This is a genomic window from Pseudomonas sp. ML2-2023-3 (assembly GCF_037055275.1).
Taxonomy (GTDB): Bacteria; Pseudomonadota; Gammaproteobacteria; order Pseudomonadales; family Pseudomonadaceae; genus Aquipseudomonas.
This window is the reverse complement of the sequence record NZ_CP146343.1, coordinates 2218786-2245150: the sequence shown is the minus strand read 5'-3', so window position 1 is coordinate 2245150 and position 26365 is coordinate 2218786. Positions and strand designations below refer to the sequence as shown.

Genomic DNA, 26365 nt, shown 5'->3' with positions numbered 1-26365 from the left:
CGCTTAAAAAAGCCGGTTAAGGCCATCGTAAGCCGCTACCCGATAGGCTTCAGCCATGGTCGGGTAGTTGAACGTGGTGTTCACAAAGTACTTCAGGGTATTGAGTTCACCCGGCTGGTTCATGATCGCCTGACCGATATGCACGATCTCTGACGCCTGATAGCCGAAGCAGTGAACACCCAGCACTTCCAGGGTTTCACGGTGGAACAGGATTTTCAGCATGCCCTGAGGCTCACCGGCAATCTGCGCCCGCGCCATGCTCTTGAAGAACGCCTTGCCCACTTCGTACGGCACCTTGGCCTGGGTCAGCTCTTGCTCGTTCTTGCCGATCGAGCTGATCTCGGGAATGGTGTAGATACCGGTCGGCACATCATTGACGAAGCGCCAGCTGCCGTTATCGACGATACTGCCCGCTGCCGAGCGCCCCTGGTCATGGGCGGCACTGGCCAGGCTTGGCCAGCCGATCACATCGCCTGCGGCATAGATGTTCGGCACGGTGGTGCGGTAGTTTTCATCAACAGTGATCTGGCCACGACCATTGGCCTTGATGCCAATGTTTTCCAGCCCAAGCTGGTCGGTGTTGCCAGTACGGCCATTACACCAGAGCAAGGCATCGGCCTTGATCTTCTTGCCCGACTTGAGGTGCAGGATCACGCCGTTTTCAACGCCTTCAACCCGCTCGTACTCTTCGTTGTGGCGTACGGTGATGTTGTTGTTGCTGAAGTGGTAGCTCAACGCCTGCGAGATCTCGGAGTCGAGGAAGCTCAGCAGTTGTTCGCGGTTATCCACCAGTTCGACCAACACACCCAGGCCGCTGAAGATCGACGCGTATTCACACCCGATCACGCCAGCACCGTAAACAATCAGCTTACGCGGGGTGTGGCCCAGGCTCAGGATGGTGTCGCTATCGTAGATACGGGAGTGGCTGAAATCGATATCGGCCGGGCGATAAGGACGCGAGCCGGTGGCAACGATGATTTGCTTGGCCATCAGGGTTTCGACTACGCCATTGGCGCAGACCACTTCGATGGTTTGCTCGTCGGTGAAGCTGCCGGTGCCGAAGAACAGGTCTACGCGATTGCGGGCGTAGTAGCCGGTGCGCGAGGCGACCTGCTTGGAGATGACTTTTTCGGCGCTTTTCAGTACGTCCGGAAACGAGAACCAGCGCGGTTCGCCAATGGCCCGAAACATCGGATTGGTGTTGAACTGCATGATCTGGCGAACCGAGTGACGCAGGGCTTTGGACGGGATAGTGCCCAAGTGCGTGCAGTTGCCGCCGACCTGACGCCGACTGTCGACCATCGCTACCTTGCGCCCTGCTTTTGCGGCGTTCATTGCCGCACCTTCTCCTGCCGGGCCGGAACCCAGTACCACTACGTCGTAGTTGTAGACAGCCATGCGTACTCCTCAGAACAGGCCGTGGCACCCCTGTGGGCACCTGCGGCTAAATCATGTCGCGGCCAGCGCCATGAAGGATCAAAACGTGGGGCACAGTCTATAGAAGCCTGAACGCCGCGAACATTAACCCTTGGTCTGGTCGTTGGCTATTTTTGTATTCACTACATCGGCGATTGAGCTTCACTCTCCGATGTAGTCGCTGCCGTAGGCTGCGAAGGGTTGCGCAGCAACCCGTATTCCTGGAAACGCCACTGAACCCCTCGCAGCCTTCGGCAGCGACTACAGCCCGGCGATCAAACCCATCGATCAGAGCACATCCATCATGCGCAAGTTATTGATCGTATTGTTGCTGCTCCATAGCGCCGCCAGCCCGGCAGACGAGGCTGCACGATTTAAGGAAGCCAACTTCCCCGCCCTGGCACAAGCCAACACAACACCAATGGTACGTAAAGGCCAGATCGTACTGACCTATCTCTGGGCCGACATCTATGCCGCCGCCCTGTTCACCCCTCCCGGCATCAGCCCTGAGCAGGCGTTTAACGAACAACGCGACTTGCGTCTCGAGTTGTTCTATCTGCGGGATCTGGATCACAGCGATATCACCCAGGCGTCTGCCACCATCCTGAAACGCCAACACCCCGCCACCACCCTGGCCAGCCTCGACGCCCCGTTAAAAAAACTGCAAGCCAGCTTCGGCAACATCAAGCGCGGCGATCGCTATGCTCTGGACTACAACCCCCAACGCGGTCTGAACGTCGAGCGTAATGGCGCCGTTATTTTCAATAGCCAGAATCAGGAACTGGCCAAGGTCTATCTGGGAATCTGGCTCGCACCTCAAGGTTTGCCCGACAAACTCCGCCTGGCTTTATTGGCGCAACAGCCCTAGCCCGCCCGTGTAGCGACAACAAATGTTGCCTACAATTTCTGATACACATATGGTTACAAAACTGTTTTGCACAATGGCGTACGCCTTGATCTTGCAGTGAGGACGAGTAAAAACACGGATTGCGCATAAAAACAGATAAAAGCGGGTGATTTCTGATGGCCTCCAGTACGGGCAAAGGCAAGGCGATTTTTCGCGTTGTCAGCGGTAACTTCCTAGAGATGTTCGACTTCATGGTCTTTGGCTTTTACGCCACGGCCATTGCCAAAACCTTCTTTCCAAGCGATAGCGCCTTTGCCTCTCTGATGCTCGCCCTGGCGACCTTCGGTGCGGGCTTCCTCATGCGCCCACTGGGTGCGATTTTCCTCGGCGCCTACATCGACCGTCATGGCCGCCGCAAAGGGCTGATCATTACCCTCGCACTGATGGCGATGGGCACGGTGCTGATTGCCTGCGTGCCGGGCTACGCCACCCTAGGTGTGGCGGCTCCTCTGCTGGTATTGCTCGGTCGCTTGCTGCAAGGCTTTTCGGCTGGCGTGGAACTGGGCGGGGTGTCGGTGTACCTGGCTGAAATCGCCACTCCAGGGCGCAAAGGCTTCTTCGTCAGCTGGCAATCTGCAAGCCAGCAGGCTGCGGTGGTATTTGCCGGCTTGCTCGGGGTTGGCCTCAACCACTGGCTGAGCCCCGAAGAAATGGGTGAATGGGGCTGGCGCATCCCGTTCCTGCTGGGGTGCATGATCGTCCCGGTGATCTTTGTCATTCGACGCTCAATGGAAGAAACCCCCGAGTTCGAAGCCCGCAAACATCACCCTACCCTGGGGGAAATCATGCGCTCTATCAGGCTGAATTTTGGCCTGGTACTGGGTGGCATGGCACTGGTGGTCATGACGACCGTGTCGTTCTATCTGATCACCGCCTACACCCCGACATTCGGCAAGGCAGAGCTGCACCTCACCGACCTTGAAGCCTTGCTGGTGACGGTGTGCATTGGCCTGTCGAACTTCTTCTGGCTACCGGTCATGGGCGCGCTGTCAGACAAGATTGGGCGCAAGCCGCTGCTGCTGGGCGCAACCCTTCTCGCGATCCTGACGGCCTATCCGGCGCTGTCATGGCTGGTGGCCAACCCGAGCTTCAGCCACCTGCTGATTGTCGAGCTGTGGTTGTCCTTCCTGTATGGCTCGTACAACGGTGCAATGGTGGTTGCCCTGACCGAAATCATGCCGATTGAAGTGCGCACCACCGGATTTTCACTGGCTTACAGCCTGGCGACTGCGACCTTCGGCGGCTTTACCCCGGCGGCCTGCACTTACCTGATCCACGTACTGGACAACAAGGCCGCTCCCGGCCTGTGGCTGACCGGCGCAGCAGTGCTGGGGCTGATCGCGACCGTGGTGTTGTTCCGCGGCGACAAGCACCAGTTGCGCACAGCGGTACCGACCAATGCCTGACCTGTAGTCGCTGCCGCAGGCTGCGTTTGGGGCTGCGGTGCGTTGAAGAAAACGGGTTGCTCCGCAACCCTTCGCAGCCTGCGGCAGCGACTACATGGTTTTTGCAGCACACACAAAAACGCCCCGAACCAGTCGGGGCGTTTTCAGTTGCGGCGCTTGCTTAGCGTGGGAACGCTGGCGGGTTAACCCCGGCCATGTCTTCCATCACGCGTACTACCTGGCAGCTGTAACCGAATTCGTTGTCGTACCAAACGTACAGCACAACGCGGTTGTCATTGCAGATAGTGGCTTCAGCATCCACTACACCGGCGTGACGCGAACCCACGAAGTCAGTGGAAACCACTTCCTGCGAGCTCACGTAGTCGATTTGCTTGTGCAGATCGGAGTGCAACGCCATGTGGCGCAGGTACTCGTTCATTTCTTCACGGGTAGCCGGTTTCTCAAGGTTCAGGTTGAGAATGGCCATCGAAACGTTTGGCGTCGGAACGCGGATCGCGTTACCGGTCAGCTTGCCGGCCAGCTCAGGCAAAGCCTTGGCAGCAGCGGTAGCAGCACCCGTCTCGGTGATAACCATGTTCAGCGCGGCGCTGCGACCACGGCGATCGCCCTTGTGGAAGTTGTCGATCAGGTTCTGGTCGTTGGTGTACGAGTGAACCGTTTCAACGTGACCGTTGACGATGCCGAACTTGTCGTTGACAGCCTTGAGCACCGGCACGATGGCGTTGGTGGTGCAGGATGCCGCCGAAACGATCTTGTCGTCAGCAGTGATTTCGCCGTGGTTGATGCCGTGAACGATGTTCTTCAGCTTGCCCTTGCCCGGAGCGGTCAGGACAACGCGGTCGATACCAGGGCACTGCAAGTGCTGGCCCAGGCCGTCTGCGTCACGCCAAACACCGGTGTTGTCCACCAGCAGGGCGTTCTTGATGCCGTACTGGGTGTAATCCACCTCGGTAGGGTTCTTCGCGTAGATCACCTGGATCAGGTTGCCGTTGGCAGTGATGGTGTTGTTGACTTCATCGACAACGATGGTGCCATCAAACGGGCCATGTACCGAGTCACGACGCAGCAGGCTTGCACGCTTGACCAGATCGTTGTCGGCGCCTTTGCGCACAACGATGGCACGCAGACGCAGACCGTCGCCACCACCGGTTTTCTCGATCAGGATGCGCGCCAGCAGACGGCCGATACGACCGAAGCCGTACAGAACAACGTCAGTACCTTTGCGTGCAGAGGCGTTTTGCTGACCCACTACATCGGCCAGCTCTTCGCGTACAAATTGCTCAGCCGTGCGGCCATTGCCTTCGGCCTTGAACTTGACGGCCAGCTTGCCCAGGTCTACCGAGGCAGCGCCGAGCTTGAGCTCGCTCATTGCCTTGAGCAGAGGGAAAGTTTCGTGCACGGACAATTCGATATCATCGGACTGACGATGGCGAGCAAAGCGGTGAGCTTTGAGAATCGCAATGACTGAACGGTTGATCAGGCTGCGGCCATAGATCGAGCTAACCACATTGTTATTGCGGTATAGCTGACCGATAAGCGGAATCATCGCTTCTGCGAGTGCTTCACGGTCGATCCATTCACCAAGACACTGGTCGGGCTTCTGAGTCACGGGAACCTTCCACATGTAGGGGCTGAAAAAAGGGGCTACATTATGCCGCCGCGCCCATTCAGGGGCAATGCACGCCTGTCATACGCCGTTACTGAAACGATTAAGCTCCCGTAAATATAGGCGAATATTTTTATAACACCGGCATTTTTATGGGCCTGCAGCCCTTGAGCAGCCCCTCTGACACCCCCATGTTCGATAACTCACGCTGAATTCAACGCCGTTCAAAGACTGCAACTGACAGCCTGCCCCTTGGCCCGTTACAATTGCAGACTTTGCCGCAACGCTTGGAGCTCAACCTTCCGTGCCCGTCCTGCGTCTACCGAAACTCCCTGCTACGGCAGGTAAACAGCACTGGAGCAACTTGCCCGGTGCCGCCCTGAGCCTTGCGATTGCCGAGGCCGCCAGCGCCGCCAAGCGCTTCACCCTGCTCCTGACCGCCGACAGCCAAAGTGCAGAACGCCTTGAGCAAGAGCTGAGGTTTTTCGCGCCCGAGTTGCCGGTGCTGCATTTTCCCGACTGGGAAACCCTGCCCTACGATCTCTTTTCTCCGCACCAGGACATCATCTCCCAGCGTATCGCCAGCCTGTACCGGCTGCCGGAGCTGAGTCATGGGGTTTTGGTAGTGCCGATTACCACCGCCCTACATCGCCTTGCGCCGACCAAGTTCTTGCTCGGCAGCAGCCTGGTGCTGGATATCGGCCAGAAGCTGGACGTGGAACAGATGCGTACCCGGCTTGAGGCCAGTGGTTATCGCTGCGTTGACACCGTGTATGAACATGGTGAATTTGCAGTGCGAGGCGCCCTGATCGACCTGTTCCCGATGGGCAGCAAGCTGCCGTACCGGATCGACCTGTTCGACGACGAAATCGAGACCCTGCGCACCTTCGACCCGGAGAACCAGCGCTCGATAGACAAGGTCGAGTCGGTAAGGCTGCTGCCCGCTCGCGAGTTCCCGCTGCAAAAAGACGCCGTGACCCGCTTCAAGGCCCGCTTCCGTGAACGCTTTGATGTCGACTTCCGTCGATGCCCGATCTTTCAGGATCTGACCAGCGGGATTACACCTGCGGGTATCGAGTACTACCTGCCACTGTTTTTCGATGAAACCTCAACCCTGTTCGATTATCTGCCGGCCGACACGCAAGTGTTCTCGCTGCCAGGCATTGAGCAGGCGGCCGAGAATTTCTGGTCTGACGTGCGCAACCGCTACGAAGAACGCCGCATCGACCCGTCGCGTCCTTTGCTGCCGCCTGCCGAGCTGTTTTTGCCGGTTGAAGACTGCTTCGCCCGCCTCAAAAGCTGGCCACGGGTAGTCGCAAGCCAGGATGACCTGGACACCGGCAGCAGCCGTGAACGGTTCCCGGCCCAACCGCTGCCCAATCTCGCGATTGAAGCCAAGGCCAATCAGCCACTGGCTGCCTTGTCCGGGTTTCTTGAGCAGTTTGATGGCCGCGTGTTGTTTACCGCTGAGTCGGCGGGTCGGCGCGAGGTGCTGCTCGAACTGCTGGAGCGCCTGAAGCTGCGACCAAAAACGGTCGACAGCTGGCCGGACTTCGTCGCCAGCAAGCATCGCCTGGCAATCACCATTGCCCCGCTGGATGAAGGCCTGCTGCTGGACGACCCGGCACTGGCACTGATTGCCGAAAGCCCGTTGTTCGGCCAGCGCGTAATGCAGCGCAGGCGTCGCGAAAAACGCGCCGATGCCAACAACGATGCCGTCATCAAGAACCTCACCGAGCTGCGTGAAGGCGCACCCGTTGTCCACATTGACCACGGTGTCGGTCGCTATCAGGGCCTGGCAACGCTGGAAGTGGACAATCAGGTGGCCGAATTCCTGACCCTGGAATATGCCGAGGGCGCCAAGCTCTACGTGCCGGTGGCCAACCTGCACCTGATCGCCCGCTACACCGGCAGCGATGATGAACTGGCGCCGTTGCACCGCCTGGGTTCGGAAACCTGGCAAAAAGCCAAGCGCAAAGCTGCCGAGCAAGTGCGTGACGTGGCTGCCGAACTGCTCGACATTTATGCCCGCAGAGCTGCCCGTGAAGGCTATGCGTTTGCGGACCCTAAAGCCGATTACGCCACCTTCAGTGCCGGCTTCCCGTTTGAAGAAACACCGGACCAGCAAACCACAATCGAAGCCGTGCGCGCCGACATGCTGTCGCCCAAGCCGATGGACCGCCTGGTGTGTGGCGACGTGGGCTTCGGCAAAACCGAAGTGGCCATGCGTGCGGCCTTCATTGCCGTGCATGGTGGTCGTCAGGTCGCCATTCTGGTCCCCACCACCCTGCTCGCCCAACAGCACTACAACAGCTTCCGCGACCGTTTTGCCGACTGGCCGGTAACCGTTGAGGTGATGAGCCGCTTCAAGTCGGCCAAAGAGATCAACCAGGCAGTGGCCGACCTGGCCGAAGGCAAGATCGACATCGTGATCGGCACCCACAAGCTGCTGCAGGACGACGTCAAAATCAAAAACCTGGGCCTGGTGATCATCGACGAAGAACACCGCTTCGGGGTTCGCCAGAAAGAACAGCTCAAGGCCCTGCGCAGTGAAGTCGATATTCTGACCCTCACCGCAACACCCATCCCGCGCACGCTGAACATGGCGGTGTCGGGCATGCGCGACCTGTCGATCATCGCCACGCCACCGGCACGCCGGTTGTCGGTGCGCACCTTTGTCATGGAGCAGAACAAAAGCACGGTCAAAGAAGCACTGCTGCGCGAGTTGCTGCGCGGCGGCCAGGTTTACTACCTGCACAACGATGTCAAAACCATCGAAAAATGCGCCGCCGAACTGGCAGAGCTGGTACCCGAGGCGCGGATCGGCATCGGCCACGGGCAGATGCGCGAACGCGAACTCGAACAGGTGATGAGCGACTTCTACCACAAGCGCTTCAACGTGCTGATCGCCTCGACCATCATCGAGACCGGCATCGACGTGCCGAGCGCCAACACCATCATCATCGAGCGCGCCGACAAATTCGGCCTGGCACAACTGCACCAGTTGCGCGGTCGCGTGGGGCGAAGTCACCACCAGGCTTACGCCTACCTGCTGACCCCCCCGCGCCAGCAAATCACCGGGGATGCGCAAAAGCGCCTGGAAGCCATCGCCAACACCCAGGATCTGGGGGCCGGTTTTGTGCTGGCCACCAACGACCTTGAGATCCGTGGCGCAGGCGAGCTGCTGGGCGATGGCCAAAGCGGCCAGATCCAGGCCGTCGGTTTTACCCTGTACATGGAAATGCTCGAACGGGCGGTCAAGTCGATCCGCAAGGGCGAGCAGCCCAACCTCGACCAGCCACTGGGCGGCGGGCCGGAAATCAACCTGCGGGTGCCCGCGCTGATTCCCGAGGCCTACCTGCCCGATGTGCACACTCGACTGATTCTCTACAAGCGCATTGCCTCGGCCGCCGACGAAGAAGGCCTCAAGGACTTGCAGGTCGAGATGATCGACCGCTTTGGCCTGCTTCCGGAACCGACCAAGAACCTGGTACGCATCACCCTGCTCAAATTGCAGGCCGAGCAGCTGGGAATCAAAAAGGTCGATGCCGGCCCACAAGGCGGGCGAATCGAATTTGCAGCGGACACACCGGTTGACCCGATGGTGCTGATCAAACTGATCCAGGGCCAACCCAACCGCTACAAATTCGAAGGCGCAACCCTGTTCAAGTTCATGGTGCCCATGGAGCGCCCGGAAGAACGCTTCAATACCATCGAGGCGCTGTTTGAGCGCCTGACGCCGAAGTCTTCCTAAATGAACTACCCATGACCCTGAGCCAGACACCCCGGTTGACCAAGCCGCTCGCACCGACCTGGACCAGCCGCTTCAAAGAGCAAAGCCTTGAGCGTGGCCGCCGCTACGCCAAGGAAAACCGTGTCAGGATCGTCCAGATCGGCGACAGCATGATCAGCGCGAGCTGCCAGGGCTCAGGCGAAAACCCCTACCGCCAGACCATACATCTGCGTGAGTCCGCCAAAGGTACTTTGCTTTTGGTGGACGCCACCTGCACCTGTCCGGTACGCACCCATTGCAAGCACACCGCTGCCGTCTTACTGAAGATTGAAGAAACCTTGAACTACCCTGCCGCCGCTCAGGATGCCGAGCTTCTGGAAAAACTCCAGGCCGTACTCGACTCACGTCGTCCCAACAACCTGCCAGAACTTCGGGTCGACGATGTAAAGCCGGTGCCACGGCTGTGGCTGGCCAGCGCTGAATTCAGCGCCTTCGAACCGCGCAACGGCAAGATGCAACGCTACATCCAGCACCGCGCAGCACTGTCGTTCAACTACCTGGATCAATACGTCAGCGGGCAAAAGAACACCGACATCCTGCTGCGCCAGGAACAGCAGACCCTGCGGATCAAGCGTCATCCCGACACAGAGAACCTCTACCGCGAGCAATTGCGCAGCCTGGGCTTCAAGATTGCGACCCGCCAGAGCAAGGCGCTGCCTGAAAGTGCTGGAGAGCTGTTTGAACTGGTCAATGACAGTGCCTGGCTGAATTTCACCCTCAACCAGATGCAAGGCCTGAGGGAACAAGGCTGGGAGCTGCAGATCGATGAAGGTTTCGGCTTTGACCTGACCCCGGTCGAAGACTGGTATGCCAATGTCGACGAGGCCCCGGAACGTGACTGGTTCGACCTGGAACTGGGCATTATCGTCAACGGCCGACACCTGAGCTTGCTGCCGATACTGCTGAACCTGATGCGCTCCCACAGCGACATCCTCAACCCCGAAAAACTCGCCCGGCGTCGGGATGACGAACTGATTCTGGTGAATATCCCGGCCAACCCCGGCAGCAATCATGGCCCGCTTCAGGTCGCCCTGCCGTACGGACGGCTGAAACCGGTACTGGCAACCCTGGACGAATTTTATCTGGGTGAACCGGACGCGACCTCCCTGCGGATCAAAAGCGCTGACGCACCACGCCTCAATGCTCTCGATGCCCTGCCCTTGCGCTGGGAAGGTGGCGAGCAGATACGCGGTTTTGCCCAGCGCCTGCGCGACATCAAGGACTTTAGCGTCGAAGTTCCCCAAGGGCTCAATGCCAACTTGCGCCCATACCAGCTTGAAGGCCTGAGCTGGATGCAGTCGTTGCGCCAGCTCGAAGTGGGCGGCGTACTGGCCGACGACATGGGGCTGGGCAAAACCCTGCAGACCCTGGCCCATATCTTGTGCGAAAAAAATGCCGGCCGCCTGGATCGTCCGGCAATGGTGGTGATGCCCACCAGCCTGATCCCCAACTGGCTGGACGAAGCTGCGCACTTCACTCCGCAGCTCAAGGTGCTGGCGCTGTTTGGCGCCACCCGCAAAAAACACTTTGCACACCTCAATGACTACGACGTGATCCTGACCACCTACGCCTTGCTGCCCAAGGACATCGAGCACCTGGCAAAACTGCCCTTGCACCTGCTGGTCCTGGACGAGGCCCAGTACATCAAGAACCCCGGCAGCAAGGCCACCCAGGCGGCCTGTGAACTGATTGCACGGCAACGCCTGTGCCTGAGCGGCACCCCGCTGGAAAACCACCTGGGCGAGCTTTGGTCTCTGTTCCACTTCCTGCTGCCCGGCTGGCTGGGCGACGTTAAAACCTTTAACCGCGACTACCGCATACCCATCGAGCGTCAGGGCAGCAACGAGCGCCTGCAGCATCTCAATGCGCGGATCAAACCGTTTTTATTGCGCCGCACCAAGGAACAGGTCGCGACCGAACTGCCGCCCAAGACCGAGATCATTCACTGGGTCGACCTGAACGAGGCCCAGCGCGACGTCTACGAGACCATGCGCCTGGCGATGGACAAGAAGGTGCGCGACGAAATCACTCGAAAAGGTGTCGGGCGCAGCCAGATCATTATCCTCGAGGCGCTGCTCAAGCTGCGTCAGGTGTGCTGCGATCTGCGACTGGTCAGCGACACCCCGCCGAAAAAAGGCAGTTCCTCGGGCAAGCTAGACAGCCTGATGCTGATGCTCGAAGAACTGTTTGCCGAAGGCAGGCGCATCCTGCTGTTTTCCCAGTTCACCTCGATGCTCGGCCTGATCGAAATCGAACTGAAAAAACGCAAAGTGCGCTACGCCATCCTCACGGGGCAAACCCGTGACCGACGCACACCGGTCAAAGACTTCCAGAGCGGCACCCTGCAAATATTCCTGATCAGCCTCAAGGCTGGCGGCGTGGGATTAAACCTCACCGAAGCCGACACCGTGATTCACTATGACCCGTGGTGGAACCCGGCGGCTGAAAACCAGGCCACCGACCGCGCCTACCGTATCGGCCAGGAAAAACCGGTGTTTGTTTACAAGATGATTGCCCGCGGCACCGTGGAGGAAAAAATCCAGCACTTGCAGCAAGAAAAATCGGATTTGGCCGCAGGTGTTCTGGACGGACGAGTCGCCGGTGACTGGAAATTACAGGACGACGACATCGACGCGCTCTTCGCGCCGCTGCCACCCAAAACAGAGAAGCGCTGAGACACCCGACTTATTGATTAACTGCAGGCGCGGTCTTTCTGCTTGATCGCGCTGACGCCATCGCGAGCAAGCCCGCTCCCACGGGCTTTGTGGTGCTTGCGAAATCTTGGGAGCTGGCTTGCCGCGATTCAGGCGATACGGTCTTTCTGCTTCGCCAAGCGTCAAAGCGGCATCGATGTGCTCAATCTATTAATTGAGCATCCTTGAGCGCACCCATTGCCACCAGCCAGCGCGGGCTCTGGCGATAGTCAGTGCTGGCCCAGGCCTGACCGCGCATGCGTGCAATCCTGGGCGAAGGGGTAACGTTCAACCGCTGAGCAGCGCTGAGTGCCAACTCCGCCGCCGCACGGTCGTTGCATACCAGTCCCATGTCACAACCCGCCGATAAGGCCGCCTCAATCCGGCTGGCGGCATCACCCACTACGTGCGCACCCGCCATCGACAGGTCGTCACTGAAAATCACGCCGTCGAACTGAAGCTCGCCGCGCAAAATATCCTGCAACCAGCGACGTGAGAATCCTGCAGGCTGGCTGTCCACTTGTGGATAGATCACGTGGGCCGGCATGACAGCAGCCAGATGCTTGCTCAAGCGGGCAAAAGGCACGAGGTCATGGGCGCGAATCTGCTCAAGACTGCGCTCGTCAGTTGGAATGGCGACGTGAGAATCAGCCTCGGCCCATCCGTGTCCCGGAAAATGCTTACCGGTCGCCGCCATGCCCGCGTCGTTCATCCCGCGAATAAAAGCCCCGGCCAATGTGGCTGCGCGCTCAGGGTCTCCCTCGAACGAACGGCTACCGACCACAGCGCTACGCTGATAATCCAGATCCAGGACCGGGGCAAAGCTCAGGTCCAGCCCTACGGCCAGCACTTCAGTGGCCATGATCCAGCCACACTGTTCAGCCAGGTACTCGGCGTTGGGGTTATCAGCAATGGCACGCATGGCTGGCAGGCGCACGAACCCCTGACGCAGACGCTGCACCCGGCCACCTTCCTGATCGACCGCCAGCAACAGGTCGGGACGCAGCGCGCGAATCGAAGCGCTCAACTCACGCACCTGGCGCGGATGCTCGATATTGCGTGCAAAGATAATCAACCCGCCTACTTCTGGCTGGCGAAGTAATTGCCGATCTTCAGCCGTCAGCCAAGTACCGGCGACGTCCACCATCAAGGAGCCTTGCAAGGCAGAACTCATGGGAAATCCTTTAAAAAGAGAGCGTTCATTGCCCGGTCCGGATCCGCAGCCACGCGCCTGCGCGCCGCACTCCAGAGAGGCAGCGGCGAATCGACAGACGGGAATAAGTCAGGGTTGGGCATGGCAACTAGCTTAGCGGAACAAAGCTGCCGCGCCCACCCGCCGCGGGTCAAACCTTGGCGGTAACCGGGGCGGTTTTACTGCGGGGGCGAAGCTGGGCACTGGCCATTGCAGAATCCGTGACGCCGCTTTGTGCACGCATGCCTGCCGCGAGGAATGGCACCATCAGACGCATCACCTGCTCGATGGAGGTGTTGACACCGAAATCAGTCTCGGCAATTGCACGCAACGCCTTGATTCCCGACATGCTGAAGGCCGCAGCACCCAGCATGAAGTGCACGCGCCAGAACAACTCGATGGGCGGGATTTGTGGGGCAGCCTCGTTGACCAGCAGCATATAGCGGCGAAAAACCTTGCCGTACATGTCTTCAAGATAGCGACGCAAGTGACCCTGGCTCTGACTGAACGCCAACCCGAGCAAGCGCATGAAAATCGACAGGTCGTTACCACTGCGCGGCTGGATCACCAGCGCCTGCTCGACCAGCATCTCCAATAACTCTTCAAGGCTGGGGCGGTTCTCAGGCTTGGCCTGACGACGCTCCAGCTCACGATCGAGGTTGGCGCAAAAAGGCCCCAGGAAGCGCGAAAAGACGGCCTGGATCAGCGCCTTTTTAGAACCGAAATGGTAATTAACCGCCGCCAGATTGACCCCGGCTTTACTGGTAATCAGCCGCAATGAGGTTTCAGCAAACCCTTTTTCCGCGAACAGCTGCTCGGCAGCATCAAGGATACGTTCAACGGTTTCCGACTGGGCCATGACTACTCCGCCTGACAAACATTTAAACACTTGTTTGAAACATACGTTTCAGATTGTAAAAAGTCAAGATGAGGCATTCGTTTCAGGACCGGGCAGTTCTGCATTTAACCACAGCCTCGGCCAGTCCGGCCCCACCTGATAAAGTACGGGTCGCCCGACATATTAATGACCGTCCAGCGGACCGCTGGAAATGGGTGATTGCCAAGAAGCTTTCACTGTATATAATCCCAGTCACTGTATAAAAAGACAGAGCGATCAACATGCTAAAACTGACGCCACGCCAAGCTGAGATCCTGGCCTTCATCAAGCGATGCCTGGATGACAACGGATACCCGCCCACCCGTGCCGAGATCGCACAGGAGCTGGGCTTCAAATCCCCCAACGCCGCCGAAGAACACCTCAAGGCGCTTGCCCGCAAGGGTGCCATCGAGATGACCCCCGGTGCCTCCCGCGGTATTCGCATACCCGGCTTCGAAGCCAAGTCTGACGAATCCACGCTGCCCATCATTGGCCGAGTAGCTGCCGGTGCTCCGATTCTTGCGCTGGAGCACGTCGAAGAGTCCTGCAACATCAACCCGACCTTCTTTCACCCCAGAGCCGACTACCTGCTACGGGTACAAGGCATGAGCATGAAGGATGTCGGCATCTTCGATGGCGATCTGCTTGCCGTGCATACCTGTCGCGAAGCCCGTAACGGCCAGATTGTCGTGGCCCGTATCGACGACGAAGTCACGGTCAAACGCTTCAAGCGTGAAGGCAACAAGGTCTGGCTCATTGCCGAGAACCCTGAATTCGCCCCGATTGAAGTCAACCTCAAAGACCAGGAACTGGTCATTGAAGGCTTGAGTGTCGGCGTAATTCGCCGCTAAAGGAGGCTTCATGCAGTTCCCACACACCCCGCTGCCAGCACAACTCACCCTTTTTGAAGCGTTCATGGCTCAACCCATGACGCCCGCGATCAAGGACGTGCTCGATTCCCCCTGGAGCGCCGAACCCGAGGTGTTCAGTGAACTGTCGCTACGCGGTGCCGCCGGAAACTGCCTGAACCTGCTTGCCCCCATGCTGCGCGAACTGAGCGAGCAACAAAACGCCCGCTGGCTGACACTGATTGCGCCACCTGCAAGCCTGACCCAAAGCTGGTTACGCGATGCCGGACTGAACCGCGAGCGCATTCTGCTGCTGCAACCCAATGGCAACAAAAGCGCCTTGCAACTGACCTGCGAAGCGCTGCGACTGGGTCGCAGCCACACGGTAGTGAGCTGGATCAACCCGCTGACCAGCGCTGCCCGCAATCAGTTGATCAGCGCAGCTCGCACCGGTCACGGGCAAAGTCTGAATATACGCTTGGGTTAAACAGTTGATGCCTGCGCAGGGCCAGTGCAGAACGCACTCGCCTGGCTGCGGAGCACGAGTCAGAGTCGCTTAGTGAAGAATGCGTGGCCCATCGTCTTTTTCGAGCTCGCCTTCGGCCAGCCGACCCGCCATTTGTACACCGACGCTAAGCATGGCTTTCGCCACCTCTACGTGCTGCCCCTGAAGAAAAGCCTTGGCATCTTCAGAAAAATTCAGCGTTACCAAAGACCCTTCGTCCTCAGCACGGCGCAACTCGATGCGGCCGTCTGGCAACTCGACAATTTCTAGAAAAGACGTTGGCATATAAATTTGTTCTCCACGAAAGCGCGGGAGTATATCAGCCATCCCGCGGGAATTTCCCGTGATCTGTAGCGCTTTCGATTACAGACTGATGAATGACTGTACCGTTTCGGTTTCGACCCTTAGCACTCATTGAGTCCATCACGGAACCGAATGGCCAGACCTTTGAGGTTCTGACGCCACTCCTCCATTGTTTCGCGACTCAACTCCTGGGGTGCCTCATCCTCCAGGTTGACCGCAATGATCAAGGGCTGGAACACATCCGCCTTGACCTTTTTGGGTGCCTGTAACGGCTGATACAGAGCAGCGTGGGTCGCAACCAGTTGCGCCAGCCATGTCTGCGGCGCCTGTGCCAGTTCAACCAGCTCGGCCAGTTCCGGGATGGCCTTCTCGTCCAGCACTTGCTGGGTGAGCAGCAGTTCGACCCGAGGTGCATTGGCTTGGGACAGACGATAAAAGCCAGCAATCTCATGACACAAGCCAAGCAGCGCACCATACAGATGAAATACCGCCGACTCGCGCTCTGCCTGAACCAGCGCCTGAGCATTCATGGCCCGACCCTCACTCGCCTTGTTCATGGCCTCAAGGGCCAGGCCAGCGAAATAGATCTTCTGATTGGTACGGGTATAGAGTTCGTGAGCCATGCGGGCGCTCCACATCGAATGGGTAAAGGCAGGTAGTGCAGTCTCAGGGATCAGGCCGTGCTGGCGCAAGGCCTACGTTCCCTGCGCTTTTGTGGGAGCGGGCTTGCCCGCGATGCAGGCGCTGCGGTGCTTCAGCCAAACCGTGTCGATGCCATCGCGAGCAAGTCTGCTCCCACAAAAGCACTCAAGCAGCGGCAACCAGGCCCGGGATTGGCAAACAAAAAAACCGCGCAAGGCATACAGCCCTTGCGCGGTTTTCTATTCAGCGATCAACTCAGATCAAGCGTCTTTTTCTTTACGCTTGTCTTCAACCTTCCAGCTACCGCCGTCGTAGAACGCACGCCAGCCAGTCGGCTTGCCATCCACTTCAGTCTGCACGTACTGCTCTTTGGTTTTGCGGCTGTAGCGAATCACTGCAGGACGGCCATCCGGATCTTTCTTCGGCGCTTCGCACAAGAAGTGATACTTGGGATCGATCTCGTCCTTGTGGGGCACAATTTCGATCACCAACGGAGCACGAGTCTCACGGTTTTTCGGGAACTGGCTTGCCGCCAGGAACAACCCCGAAGCACCGTCACGCAGGATGTACGTGTCGTTGACCTTCTCGCATTTAAGTTCCGGCATTTTCACCGGGTCCATTTTCGGTGGCGCCGCTTCACCGCTTTTCAGCAGTTTTCGGGTGTTTTTGCACTCGGCATTGGTACAGCCGAAGAACTTGCCGAAACGACCGGTTTTAAGCTGCATTTCGCTGCCGCACTTGTCGCACTCAAGGCTCGGACCTTCATAGCCCTTGATGCGGTAGTTGCCTTCTTCGATTTCGTAGCCGACACAATCCGGGTTGTTACCGCAGATGTGCAGCTTGTGCTTCTCATCCAGCAGGTAGGCGTCCATTGCCGTGCTGCAGATCGGGCAACGGTGTTTGCCCAACAGCACCAGGGATTCGGATTCGCCTTCGTCGTCGGCCGCAATTTCGTCACCCGGCACCAGATTGACAGTGGCCTTGCAACGCTCTTTGGGCGGCAGGCTGTAGCCCGAACAACCCAGGAACACGCCGGTTGAAGCCGTGCGAATCTGCATTGGACGACCACATTCCTTACAAGGAATATCAGTCATTACCGGCTGGTTGGCACGCATGCCACCTTCCGGTGCAGCAGCTACTTCGAGCTTCTTCTTGAAGTCGCCGTAGAACTCGTCCAGTACGTTTTTCCAGTCACGCTCGCCTTGCGCCACGTCATCGAGGTTCTCTTCCATACCGGCCGTGAAGCCGTAGTCCATCAGGTCGGAGAAGCTCTCGGACAAGCGTTCGGTAACGATGTCGCCCATTTTTTCGGAATAGAAGCGGCGGTTGTGCAACGCCACGTAACCACGATCCTGAATGGTCGAGATAATCGCCGCATAGGTCGAAGGACGACCAATGCCACGTTTTTCCATCTCTTTTACCAGGCTGGCTTCGGAGTAACGCGCAGGCGGCTTGGTGAAGTGCTGGCTCGGGTCGAGCTCGATCAGCTTCAGGGCATCGCCCTGAGCCATGTCTGGCAGCACATCGTCGTCGCCCGGCTTGGCAATTTGCGGCATCACACGGGTGTAACCGTCGAATTTGAGGATGCGGCCCTTGGCACGCAGCTCAAAATCACCGGCCGCCACAGTGACGGTGGTGGACAGGTACTTGGCCGGCAGCATCTGGCACGCCACGAATTGGCGCCAGATCAGCTCGTAAAGGCGCTCAGCGTCGCGCTCCATGCCCGACAGCTTGCTCGGGTGCATGTTTACGTCAGAAGGACGAATCGCTTCGTGAGCCTCCTGTGCGCCTTCCTTGCTGCTGTACACATTGGGTGCCGGCGGCAGGTACGACGCGCCGAACTCACCTTCAATATAAGTACGCGCCATCTCGACCGCATCGGCCGAGAGGTTGGTGGAGTCGGTACGCATATACGTGATGTAGCCAGCTTCATACAAACGCTGGGCCATCATCATGGTTTTCTTCACCCCGTAGCCCAGGCGATTGCTCGCGGCCTGTTGCAGGGTGGAGGTAATGAAAGGCGCCGACGGCTTGCTGCTGGTCGGTTTGTCTTCACGCTTGACGATGCTGTAGTTCGAAGCCTTGAGCTTCTCCAGCGCCGCCATTGCCTGAGCTTCGTTGAGCGGCTTGAACGCCTCGCCTTTTTCACGGGCAACGTCAAAACGCACTTTCGCCCCCTTGGCAGTGCCAAGGTCGGCGTGGATTTCCCAGTACTCTTCAGGGTTGAACGCACGAATTTCGCGCTCACGCTCCACCACCAGCTTCACGGCCACCGATTGCACACGGCCTGCCGACAGGCCACGGGCTACCTTGGCCCACAGCAGCGGCGAAACCATGTAACCCACGACGCGGTCGAGGAAGCGGCGGGCCTGCTGGGCGTTAACGCGGTTGATATCCAGCTCGCCCGGCTTGGAGAAGGCTTCCTGAATCGCTTTCTTGGTGATTTCGTTGAACACCACGCGCTTGTAGCGGGTGTCATCACCACCGATGGCTTCGCGCAGGTGCCATGCAATGGCTTCCCCCTCGCGATCCAAGTCGGTTGCGAGATAGATGGTGTCAGCATCCTTGGCAAGCCGGCGCAGCTCTTCGATGACCTTTTCCTTGCCGGGCAGGATCTCGTACTTGGCTTTCCAGCCATGCTCGGGATCGACGCCCATGCGCGAGATCAGCTGCTTCTGAGCCTTCTCTTTTGGCGACAGGGCCGGCACTTCGCCCGCCGCTGCCTTGCCACGCTTGGCAGCCGGTTCTTTGCTGGCGCTAGCCGAACCGCTGGTGGGCAGGTCTCGGATATGGCCGATACTCGACTTCACCACGTACTCGTTGCCCAAGTACTTGTTGATGGTCTTGGCCTTAGCCGGGGATTCCACAATGACCAGCGATTTGCCCATGGATCAGAAAATTCCTGAATTCTAGAAGTGAAAGGCGGTTCGCGCCTGACGCGGCACCGCTATATATAGTGGCTACAAGGTGAGGTCAAGCACAGGGTTCTGCGCGACCTTGCCTTATGGCCGGGAAAAAAGGCTGGGTTCGGCCTGAATCAAGGCAAAGCGCGGGACGTGTTCGCCCTCAACGATGACTGACTCCAGGAACATGCTCAGCGGGCGCACCCAAAAGCCGTAATCGCCATACAGGGCTTGGTAGAACACTACATCTTCTTCGGTTTCAGAATGGCGAGCCACACTGAAAACACGATACTGAGGACCTTTGTAGTGTTGATAGAGCCCAGGTTGTAGCGACATGTTGCGGCCCCTCTGCAAATAAAAAAATTAAACACGCTTAAAAACAAAAACCGGGGCACAAGGCCCCGGCTTCCATCAACGCAACGCTTAGACGCGTTCGAAGACGGTGGCAATGCCCTGGCCAAGACCAATGCACATGGTGGACAACCCGAAAGTGCCGCCATTTTGCTTCATTACATTGAGCAAAGTGCCGGAGATACGAGCACCCGAGCACCCAAACGGGTGACCCAGAGCGATGGCACCGCCGTGCAGGTTAACCTTCTCATTCATCTTGTCGAGCACTTTCAAATCTTTCAGCACTGGCAGGGCCTGTGCAGCGAAAGCTTCGTTGAGCTCAATGAAGTCGATATCGGCCATATTCAAGCCTGCACGCTTCAATGCTTTTTGTGTAGCCGGTACTGGACCATAGCCCATGATCGCAGGATCCACACCCGCAACTGCCATCGAGCGGATCACTGCCAGCGGCTCAAGCCCCAGGTCTTTTGCACGCTGGGCAGACATCACGATCATGCATGAAGCACCATCGGTGATTTGCGACGAAGTGCCCGCAGTCACGGTACCGCCTTTAGGGTTGAACGCAGGTTTCAACGCCGCCAGGCTTTCCAGGGTGGTATCTGGACGAATAGTTTCATCGTAGTCGAAAACTTTCAGGAAACCGTTTTCGTCGTAACCCTGCATCGGGATGATTTCGTCCTTGAACTTGCCTTCTACCGTCGCCTTGTGAGCGAGTTGGTGAGAACGCACAGCAAATGCATCCTGCTGTTCGCGGGTGATGCCGTGCATCTTGCCCAGCATTTCAGCGGTCAAACCCATCATGCCCGAGGCTTTTGCCGCGTACAGCGACATGTGCGGGTTAGGGTCGACACCGTGCATCATGCTCACGTGACCCATATGCTCGACGCCGCCCACCACGAAAACGTCACCGTTGCCGGTCATGATCGCTTGCGCAGCCGTGTGCAGGGCGCTCATGGACGAGCCGCACAGGCGGCTCACGGTCTGTGCAGCCGAGGTGTGCGGGATCTGGGTCATCAGCGACGCCATGCGCGCAATGTTCCAGCCTTGCTCCAGGGTCTGGTTCACACAGCCCCAGATCACGTCTTCGACTTCACCCGGGTCAACCTTGCTGTTGCGCTCCAGCACTTTACTGATCAGGTGTGCAGACATGTCTTCAGCACGGGTGTTGCGGTGCATGCCACCCTTGGAGCGGCCCATCGGGGTGCGACCGAAGTCTACAATCACCACGTCTCTAGGATTCAAGCTCATAATTTCACTCTCACTCTAATGGGGCGCTTAACCGAAGAAGCTCTGGCCGTTCTTGGCCATCTCACGCAGCTTCGCAGTCGGGTGGTACAGCGCGCCCAGTTCAGCGTACTGATCGGCCAGGGCCACGAACTCTGCAACACCGATCGAATCGATGTAGCGCAGCGCGCCGCCACGGAACAGCGGGAAGCCAATGCCATAGACCAGGCCCATGTCAGCCTCGGCTGCGGTTTCAACGATGCCGTCTTCCAGGCAACGCACGGTTTCAAGACACAGCGGGATCATCATCCAGTTGATGATGTCTTCGTCGGTCACGTCGCGCTGCTCGTAGACGATAGGCTTGAGGACCTCAAGCACGCTCGAATCAACGATTTTCTTCTGCTTGCCGCGCTTGTCTTCTTCGTAGGCGTAGAAGCCCTTGCCGTTCTTCTGACCCAGGCGCTTGGCCTCGTACAAAGCGTCAATCGCTGAACGACGGTCGTCTTTCATACGGTCCGGGAAGCCTTCGGCCATAACGTCGCGACCATGGTGACCGGTGTCGATGCCGACCACGTCCATCAGGTACGCCGGGCCCATTGGCCAACCGAATTTTTCCATCACTTTGTCGATACGCACAAAGTCGACACCGGCGCTGACCAGCCTGGCGAAACCGCCGAAGTACGGGAACAGGACGCGGTTGACCAGGAAGCCCGGGCAGTCGTTGACCACGATCGGGTTCTTGCCCATTTTCTTGGCATAGGCAACGGTGGTTGCTACGGCCAGGTCGCTGGACTTCTCGCCACGAATCACTTCAACCAGCGGCATCATGTGCACCGGGTTGAAGAAGTGCATGCCGACGAAGTTTTCCGGACGCTTGAGGGCCTTGGCCAGCAGGCTGATGGAAATGGTCGAGGTGTTGGAAGCCAGAATGGCGTCTTCGCGAACGTGATTTTCCACTTCCGCCAGTACAGCCTGCTTGACCTTCGGGTTCTCGACTACCGCTTCGACCACAAGGTCGACGTTACCGAAATCGCCGTATGACAAAGTAGGACGAATGCCGTTCAGCACTTCAGCCATTTTCGCCGGTGTCATGCGACCCTTATCAACGCGGCCTACCAGCAGCTTGGCAGCCTCGGCCAGACCCTGCTCGATGCCGTGCTCGTTGATGTCTTTCATCAGGATCGGCGTACCTTTGGAGGCCGACTGATAGACAATACCGCCACCCATGATGCCTGCGCCCAGAACGGCCGCCTGCTTCACGTCTTTGGCAATCTTGTCGTAGATCTTGGCTTTTTTCTTCAGTTCCTGATCGTTCAGGAACAGGCCGATCAGGCATTGCGAAGCTGAGGTTTTTGCAAGCTTGGCGAAACCTGCTGCTTCCACTTCCAGCGCCTTGTCACGACCGAAGTTCGCGGCTTTCTGGATGGTCTTGATCGCTTCAACCGGGGCCGGGTAGTTCGGGCCAGCCTGGCCGGCCACAAAACCTTTAGCGGTTTCGAAAGCCATCATTTGTTCGATTGCGTTCAGCTTGAGTTTTTCAAGCTTGGGTTGACGCTTGGCCTTGTAGTCCAGCTCGCCACTGATGGCGCGCTTGATCAGGTCCAGCGCTGCAGCGCCCAGCTTGTCAGCCGTTACCACAGCATCTACGGCGCTCACTTTCAGAGCGTCTTCGGCGCGGTTTTCCTTGCCGGAGGCAATCCACTCAACCGCGTTATCAACGCCAATCAGGCGTGGCAGGCGCACGGTACCGCCAAAGCCCGGATAGATACCCAGCTTGACTTCCGGCAGGCCGATTTTGGCGCTGTCCGCCATGACCCGGAAGTCAGCAGCCAGACACATTTCCAGACCGCCACCCAACGCGATGCCATTGATGGCCGCGACGGTGGGTACGTTGAGGTCTTCAAAATCGCTGAAGATCCTGTTGGCTTCGAGGTTGCCAGCGATCAGCTCGGCATCCGGCAACTTGAAGTTTTCGACGAACTCGGTGATGTCGGCGCCAACGATAAAGACGTCTTTACCACTGGAAACGATGACACCCTTGACCGAAGCATCTGCCTTGATCGCATCTACAGCCTGACGCAACTCGTTCAGGGTTAGACGGTTGAATTTGTTGACGGACTCACCCTTGAGGTCGAACTTCAGTTCGACGATGCCACTTTCAAGAGCCGTAACCGTGATGGCTTTACCTTCGTAAATCATCAACTGATCTCCAGGATATGGAAGCTGAACAGTACACGTCAGAAGCTAGCGTCTGGCTGTCACTGACCTTTGTGTCAATGCTGTTGCCAATCCGCCAGGCACACCCGCCAACGCGATAATCGGGATTGAAAATGAGAGCTGTCTTACATGACAAACGCTCAATTCATACGCCCGTTTGATTTGGGTGTCGACACCTTCAGGGAAAAGCGATCGATTGTCAATTGTCCGAAACAACGATGACAAAACGACCCGGCAGTCAGTTTAGACACCTGCGGTACGAGTGCTCGAAACCATTGAAGCGCCCTGCAGGTGAAAATTGTGGGAGCGGGCTTGCTCGCGATTCAGACGACGCGGTTTGTCCGCCACACCACGCCGATTCCATCGCGAGCAAGCCCGCTCCCACAAAGGTCATGCCAGCGCCTTGAGCACCTCATCAATCGCCTTGAGCACCTTAGCCTCACCCTTCTCGCCCCACACCAGCACAATCATCTGTGCATCGGCCTCAACTTTGTAAACATTGGCCGGCAGCTTTTTGAACTGCGCCAGCAGGCGCTCATCTTCACATTCTTCCTGCCAGCGATTGAGCCATTTTCCAGGTGCCGATTGCCAATAGCACCAAACATCAGGCTTAGTACTGCGGCGCGGGCGATGGTACTGCGCGCAGGAACCGGGCGGCTGGGGCTCAAGCCAGTACGGCCATTCCTGAGGCGCCAGCTGCATGGACAAACCAATGCGCCGTGCCTCCATGCGCAAATCCATACGCCCACTCTGCCCCCGGGAAGGCCGCAACCAGGCCAGGGGACTCAGAACCAGCGCCAGGATTGACACCACTATCCATACCGTCATATCTGTACTCTCATTACGTGATAAACGAGTGACCCAGACTTGAACCAAGGCTCTGGAAAAGGGCCATACTCATAACTAATCGCCATCTACAGGAGCACCCCACATGCCCTACGAACATATTTTGGTCGCTGTCGACCTGACCGACGAATGTGACCCCGTGATCAATCGCGCCAGCGAAAGCGCCAAGGCTAACGGTGCCAAACTGTCACTGATACATATCGTCGAGCCGATGGCGATGGCGTTTGGCGGCGACGTGCCCATGGATCTCTCGCAACTGCAGCAGCAACAGTTCGATCAGGCCAAGGAGCGCCTTGAGCGGCTGATCGCCAAGTACCCGCAACTGCACAAGGATTACTGCCACCTGAACTACGGTCAGCCGCGCCAGGAAATCCATGCCTTGGCCAAAGCACAAAAATGCGACCTGATCGTGGTCGGCAGCCACGGCCGTCACGGCCTCGCCCTGTTGCTGGGCTCCACCGCCAACGACGTACTGCATGGCGCTCCGTGCGACGTACTGGCAGTCAGCCTGAAAAAACCTGACTAAGTTTATCTGCATGTAACAACAAAAAAGCCCGGCACCTTGTTAAAGGGCCGGGCTTTTTCAGTTCAGCACGCAGTCAATCAGGCATCCAGCTCAGCCCAGCGCTCAACCAGTTGCTCAAGCTCGGCTTGCAACGTTTCAAGCTTGGCAATGACTTCTGCAGTTTTGGCAGCAGGCAACTGATAGAAACCCGCATCAGCCATCTCTGCTTCAACCACAGCAATTGCCTGTTCTTTCGCGTCGATATCCGCCGGCAACGATTCCAGCTCACGCTGCAACTTGTAGCTCAGCTTCTTTTTCGCAGCAGGAGCAGGTTGTGCGGCCACAGGAGCCGGCGCAGCCTCGACCACGGCCGAGTTCAGGTCGGCCTTGCCGGACTTGCTCTCGGTCACGCCCAGCAGACGCGGCGAACCGCCCTGGCGCAGCCAGTCCTGATAACCGCCCACGTACTCGCGAACCTTGCCTTCGCCCTGGAAAACCAGGGTACTGGTGACCACGTTGTCGAGGAATGCCCGGTCGTGACTGACCATCAGCACGGTGCCCTTGAAGGTCAGCAAGACCTCTTCGAGCAGCTCCAGGGTTTCAACGTCCAGGTCGTTGGTAGGCTCATCGAGCACCAGCAGGTTGGCTGGCTTGCTGAACAGCTTGGCCAGCAACAGACGCGCACGCTCACCACCCGACAGCGCCTTGACCGGCGTGCGGGCACGCTGAGGGCTGAACAGGAAGTCACCCAGGTAGCTGAGTACATGGCGGCTCTGACCGTCGATATCGATAAAGTCGCGGCCTTCAGCCACGTTATCGATCACGGTTTTTTCCAGATCCAGCTGATGACGCAACTGATCGAAGTAAGCCACGTCGATGCGTGTACCTTCCTCAACCGTGCCTTCGGTCGGCACCAGGCCGCCCAGCATCAGCTTCAGCAGCGTGGTTTTACCTGTACCGTTGGCACCCAGCAGACCGATACGGTCGCCACGCTGGAGCACCATCGAGAAGTCCTTGAGCAGGAACGGGCCACCCGGGTGAGCAAAGCTGACGTTTTCCAGCACCATCACTTGCTTGCCGGACTTGTCTGCCGTATCCAGCTGGATGTTGGCCTTGCCGGTACGCTCGCGACGCTCGCTGCGCTCTACGCGCAACTCCTTCAGGGCGCGTACACGGCCTTCGTTACGGGTGCGACGGGCCTTGATACCTTGACGGATCCACACTTCTTCCTGGGCCAGACGCTTGTCGAACAGCGCGTTGGCTGTCTCTTCAGCAGCCAGGGTGGCTTCCTTGTGGACCAGGAAGCTGGCGTAGTCGCCGTTCCAGTCGATCAGGCCGCCACGGTCCAGTTCCAGAATCCGGGTGGCCAGATTTTGCAGGAATGAACGGTCGTGGGTAATAAACAGAACCGCGCCCTGGAAGTCCTTCAAGGCCTCTTCCAGCCACGCGATTGCGCCGATATCCAGGTGGTTGGTCGGTTCGTCGAGCAGCAGCAAGTCCGGTTCGGAAACCAGTGCTTGCGCTAGCAGGACGCGGCGACGCCAGCCACCGGACAATTCGGCGAGGGTTTTGTCGGCAGGCAACTGCAGACGGCTCAGGGTGCTGTCTACCAATTGCTGCAAGCGCCAGCCATCACGGGCTTCGAGGTCTTGCTGAACATGCATCAGCTTGTCCAGGTCAGCATCGGTCACGATGTTCTGGCTCAGGTGATGGTACTGGGCCAGCAACTCGCCAACACCGTCCAGGCCTTCGGCCACAACGTCGAACACGGTCCGCTCGTCGGCTACCGGCAACTCTTGCGGCAATTCGCCAATCTTGAGGCCGGGCGCGCGCCAAACAGAGCCGTCATCGGGTTTTTGATCACCTTTGACCAGCTTCATCATGCTGGACTTGCCGGTACCGTTGCGGCCGATGATGCACACCCGCTCTCCACGGGCGATCTGCCAGGACACCTTGTCCAACAACGGCATAGAGCCGAAAGCAAGGGACACATCGCTGAATTTGAGCAGGGTCATGAGCTTCTCCAAAAACTGGGCGCGCATTCTACCTGATTTAACCCCTTGGGCGGCCGGGTATTTCTTGTACGGCCCCCGCTCCCCTTCATTTAGTGCCAAGTTGCACCGGTTAACCG

19 protein-coding genes are annotated in these 26365 nt (G+C 58.2%); 7 read left to right on the top strand and 12 right to left on the bottom strand.

The annotated features are described in order from the left end of the window. Positions 1-3 precede the first annotated feature (3 nt). Entirely contained in the window at positions 4-1398 is a 1395-nt protein-coding gene (sthA, locus tag V6P94_RS10435; protein ID WP_219262483.1) for a Si-specific NAD(P)(+) transhydrogenase, read from the bottom strand. A gap of 322 nt (positions 1399-1720) precedes the next feature. Between sthA and V6P94_RS10430 the strand changes: the two genes are divergently transcribed. Together V6P94_RS10430 and V6P94_RS10425 are read left to right on the top strand one after the other, a co-directional pair. Next, positions 1721-2284, top strand: a complete 564-nt coding sequence (locus V6P94_RS10430) for a chalcone isomerase family protein (protein WP_326398291.1) — start codon at positions 1721-1723, stop codon at positions 2282-2284. A gap of 155 nt (positions 2285-2439) precedes the next feature. Then, on the top strand, positions 2440-3729 hold the full coding sequence (locus tag V6P94_RS10425) for an MFS transporter (RefSeq protein ID WP_219262485.1): 1290 nt from the start codon (positions 2440-2442) through the stop codon (positions 3727-3729). Positions 3730-3889: 160 nt separating this feature from the next. On the opposite strand, the gene V6P94_RS10420 is transcribed toward V6P94_RS10425, so the two are convergent. Next, the gene (locus tag V6P94_RS10420; protein ID WP_133077828.1) at positions 3890-5353 is read right to left on the bottom strand and encodes a glyceraldehyde-3-phosphate dehydrogenase; all 1464 of its coding nucleotides are present in this window, start codon (positions 5351-5353) and stop codon (positions 3890-3892) included. A gap of 286 nt (positions 5354-5639) precedes the next feature. Between V6P94_RS10420 and mfd the strand changes: the two genes are divergently transcribed. Together mfd and V6P94_RS10410 are read left to right on the top strand one after the other, a co-directional pair. After that, a complete protein-coding gene (gene mfd / locus V6P94_RS10415; protein ID WP_133077829.1) occupies positions 5640-9089 on the top strand; it encodes a transcription-repair coupling factor in 3450 nt (1149 codons plus the stop codon). Between the two features lie 11 nt (positions 9090-9100). Further along, entirely contained in the window at positions 9101-11803 is a 2703-nt protein-coding gene (locus V6P94_RS10410) for a DEAD/DEAH box helicase (protein WP_133077830.1), read from the top strand. A gap of 181 nt (positions 11804-11984) precedes the next feature. Here the strand turns inward: V6P94_RS10410 and nagZ are convergent, their stop codons facing one another. Further along, a complete protein-coding gene (gene nagZ / locus V6P94_RS10405) occupies positions 11985-12983 on the bottom strand; it encodes a beta-N-acetylhexosaminidase (protein ID WP_219262539.1) in 999 nt (332 codons plus the stop codon). Positions 12984-13164: 181 nt separating this feature from the next. Beyond that, positions 13165-13872, bottom strand: coding sequence for a TetR/AcrR family transcriptional regulator (locus V6P94_RS10400; protein ID WP_133077832.1), 708 nt, complete (start codon positions 13870-13872; stop codon positions 13165-13167). Positions 13873-14132: 260 nt separating this feature from the next. Here V6P94_RS10400 and lexA point away from each other — a divergent pair, with 260 nt between their 5' ends. Both lexA and sulA read left to right on the top strand, forming a co-directional pair. Further along, the gene (gene lexA / locus V6P94_RS10395; RefSeq protein WP_019827486.1) at positions 14133-14741 is read left to right on the top strand and encodes a transcriptional repressor LexA; all 609 of its coding nucleotides are present in this window, start codon (positions 14133-14135) and stop codon (positions 14739-14741) included. 10 nt (positions 14742-14751) lie between these two features. Further along, positions 14752-15225 carry an SOS-induced cell division inhibitor SulA gene (sulA, locus tag V6P94_RS10390; protein WP_133077834.1) on the top strand — a complete coding sequence of 158 codons (474 nt, stop codon included), beginning with the start codon at positions 14752-14754 and terminating at the stop codon, positions 15223-15225. A 69-nt stretch (positions 15226-15294) separates the two neighbouring features. Here sulA and V6P94_RS10385 read toward each other — a convergent pair whose 3' ends face one another. The 7 genes from V6P94_RS10385 to V6P94_RS10355 form a co-directional block, all read right to left on the bottom strand. Next, complete coding sequence (locus V6P94_RS10385; protein ID WP_003446620.1) at positions 15295-15528, bottom strand: hypothetical protein; 234 nt, start codon at positions 15526-15528, stop codon at positions 15295-15297. A 119-nt stretch (positions 15529-15647) separates the two neighbouring features. After that, entirely contained in the window at positions 15648-16169 is a 522-nt protein-coding gene (locus V6P94_RS10380; protein ID WP_133077835.1) for a DUF6586 family protein, read from the bottom strand. Between the two features lie 279 nt (positions 16170-16448). After that, positions 16449-19076: a type I DNA topoisomerase gene (topA, locus tag V6P94_RS10375; protein WP_133077836.1), complete on the bottom strand. Its 2628-nt coding sequence runs from the start codon at positions 19074-19076 to the stop codon at positions 16449-16451. A gap of 114 nt (positions 19077-19190) precedes the next feature. Continuing rightward, positions 19191-19427 (bottom strand): DUF1653 domain-containing protein, encoded by a 237-nt coding sequence (locus V6P94_RS10370; RefSeq protein ID WP_133077837.1) that lies wholly within the window; start codon positions 19425-19427, stop codon positions 19191-19193. Between the two features lie 87 nt (positions 19428-19514). Continuing rightward, positions 19515-20690 carry an acetyl-CoA C-acyltransferase FadA gene (fadA, locus tag V6P94_RS10365; RefSeq protein WP_133077838.1) on the bottom strand — a complete coding sequence of 392 codons (1176 nt, stop codon included), beginning with the start codon at positions 20688-20690 and terminating at the stop codon, positions 19515-19517. A 27-nt stretch (positions 20691-20717) separates the two neighbouring features. Continuing rightward, positions 20718-22865, bottom strand: a complete 2148-nt coding sequence (gene fadB, locus V6P94_RS10360; RefSeq protein ID WP_338649307.1) for a fatty acid oxidation complex subunit alpha FadB — start codon at positions 22863-22865, stop codon at positions 20718-20720. Positions 22866-23273: 408 nt separating this feature from the next. Continuing rightward, positions 23274-23711, bottom strand: coding sequence for a hypothetical protein (locus V6P94_RS10355; protein WP_133077840.1), 438 nt, complete (start codon positions 23709-23711; stop codon positions 23274-23276). Between the two features lie 103 nt (positions 23712-23814). Between V6P94_RS10355 and V6P94_RS10350 the strand changes: the two genes are divergently transcribed. Then, positions 23815-24255 carry a universal stress protein gene (locus V6P94_RS10350; RefSeq protein ID WP_019827477.1) on the top strand — a complete coding sequence of 147 codons (441 nt, stop codon included), beginning with the start codon at positions 23815-23817 and terminating at the stop codon, positions 24253-24255. 77 nt (positions 24256-24332) lie between these two features. On the opposite strand, the gene V6P94_RS10345 is transcribed toward V6P94_RS10350, so the two are convergent. Next, complete coding sequence (locus tag V6P94_RS10345; protein WP_133077841.1) at positions 24333-26249, bottom strand: ATP-binding cassette domain-containing protein; 1917 nt, start codon at positions 26247-26249, stop codon at positions 24333-24335. Positions 26250-26365: the final 116 nt, after the last annotated feature.

What these genes read in the sequence shown, in the direction of transcription:
- sthA (WP_219262483.1), bottom strand. Translation starts at nt 1,398, where the DNA reads ATGGCTGTCTACAACTACGACGTAGTGGTACTGGGTTCCGGCCCGGCA.
- V6P94_RS10430 (WP_326398291.1), top strand. Translation starts at nt 1,721, where the DNA reads ATGCGCAAGTTATTGATCGTATTGTTGCTGCTCCATAGCGCCGCCAGC.
- V6P94_RS10425 (WP_219262485.1), top strand. Translation starts at nt 2,440, where the DNA reads ATGGCCTCCAGTACGGGCAAAGGCAAGGCGATTTTTCGCGTTGTCAGC.
- V6P94_RS10420 (WP_133077828.1), bottom strand. Translation starts at nt 5,353, where the DNA reads ATGTGGAAGGTTCCCGTGACTCAGAAGCCCGACCAGTGTCTTGGTGAA.
- V6P94_RS10410 (WP_133077830.1), top strand. Translation starts at nt 9,101, where the DNA reads ATGACCCTGAGCCAGACACCCCGGTTGACCAAGCCGCTCGCACCGACC.
- V6P94_RS10400 (WP_133077832.1), bottom strand. Translation starts at nt 13,872, where the DNA reads ATGGCCCAGTCGGAAACCGTTGAACGTATCCTTGATGCTGCCGAGCAG.
- lexA (WP_019827486.1), top strand. Translation starts at nt 14,133, where the DNA reads ATGCTAAAACTGACGCCACGCCAAGCTGAGATCCTGGCCTTCATCAAG.
- sulA (WP_133077834.1), top strand. Translation starts at nt 14,752, where the DNA reads ATGCAGTTCCCACACACCCCGCTGCCAGCACAACTCACCCTTTTTGAA.
- V6P94_RS10385 (WP_003446620.1), bottom strand. Translation starts at nt 15,528, where the DNA reads ATGCCAACGTCTTTTCTAGAAATTGTCGAGTTGCCAGACGGCCGCATC.
- V6P94_RS10380 (WP_133077835.1), bottom strand. Translation starts at nt 16,169, where the DNA reads ATGGCTCACGAACTCTATACCCGTACCAATCAGAAGATCTATTTCGCT.
- topA (WP_133077836.1), bottom strand. Translation starts at nt 19,076, where the DNA reads ATGGGCAAATCGCTGGTCATTGTGGAATCCCCGGCTAAGGCCAAGACC.
- V6P94_RS10370 (WP_133077837.1), bottom strand. Translation starts at nt 19,427, where the DNA reads ATGTCGCTACAACCTGGGCTCTATCAACACTACAAAGGTCCTCAGTAT.
- fadA (WP_133077838.1), bottom strand. Translation starts at nt 20,690, where the DNA reads ATGAGCTTGAATCCTAGAGACGTGGTGATTGTAGACTTCGGTCGCACC.
- fadB (WP_338649307.1), bottom strand. Translation starts at nt 22,865, where the DNA reads ATGATTTACGAAGGTAAAGCCATCACGGTTACGGCTCTTGAAAGTGGC.
- V6P94_RS10355 (WP_133077840.1), bottom strand. Translation starts at nt 23,711, where the DNA reads ATGACGGTATGGATAGTGGTGTCAATCCTGGCGCTGGTTCTGAGTCCC.
- V6P94_RS10350 (WP_019827477.1), top strand. Translation starts at nt 23,815, where the DNA reads ATGCCCTACGAACATATTTTGGTCGCTGTCGACCTGACCGACGAATGT.
- V6P94_RS10345 (WP_133077841.1), bottom strand. Translation starts at nt 26,249, where the DNA reads ATGACCCTGCTCAAATTCAGCGATGTGTCCCTTGCTTTCGGCTCTATG.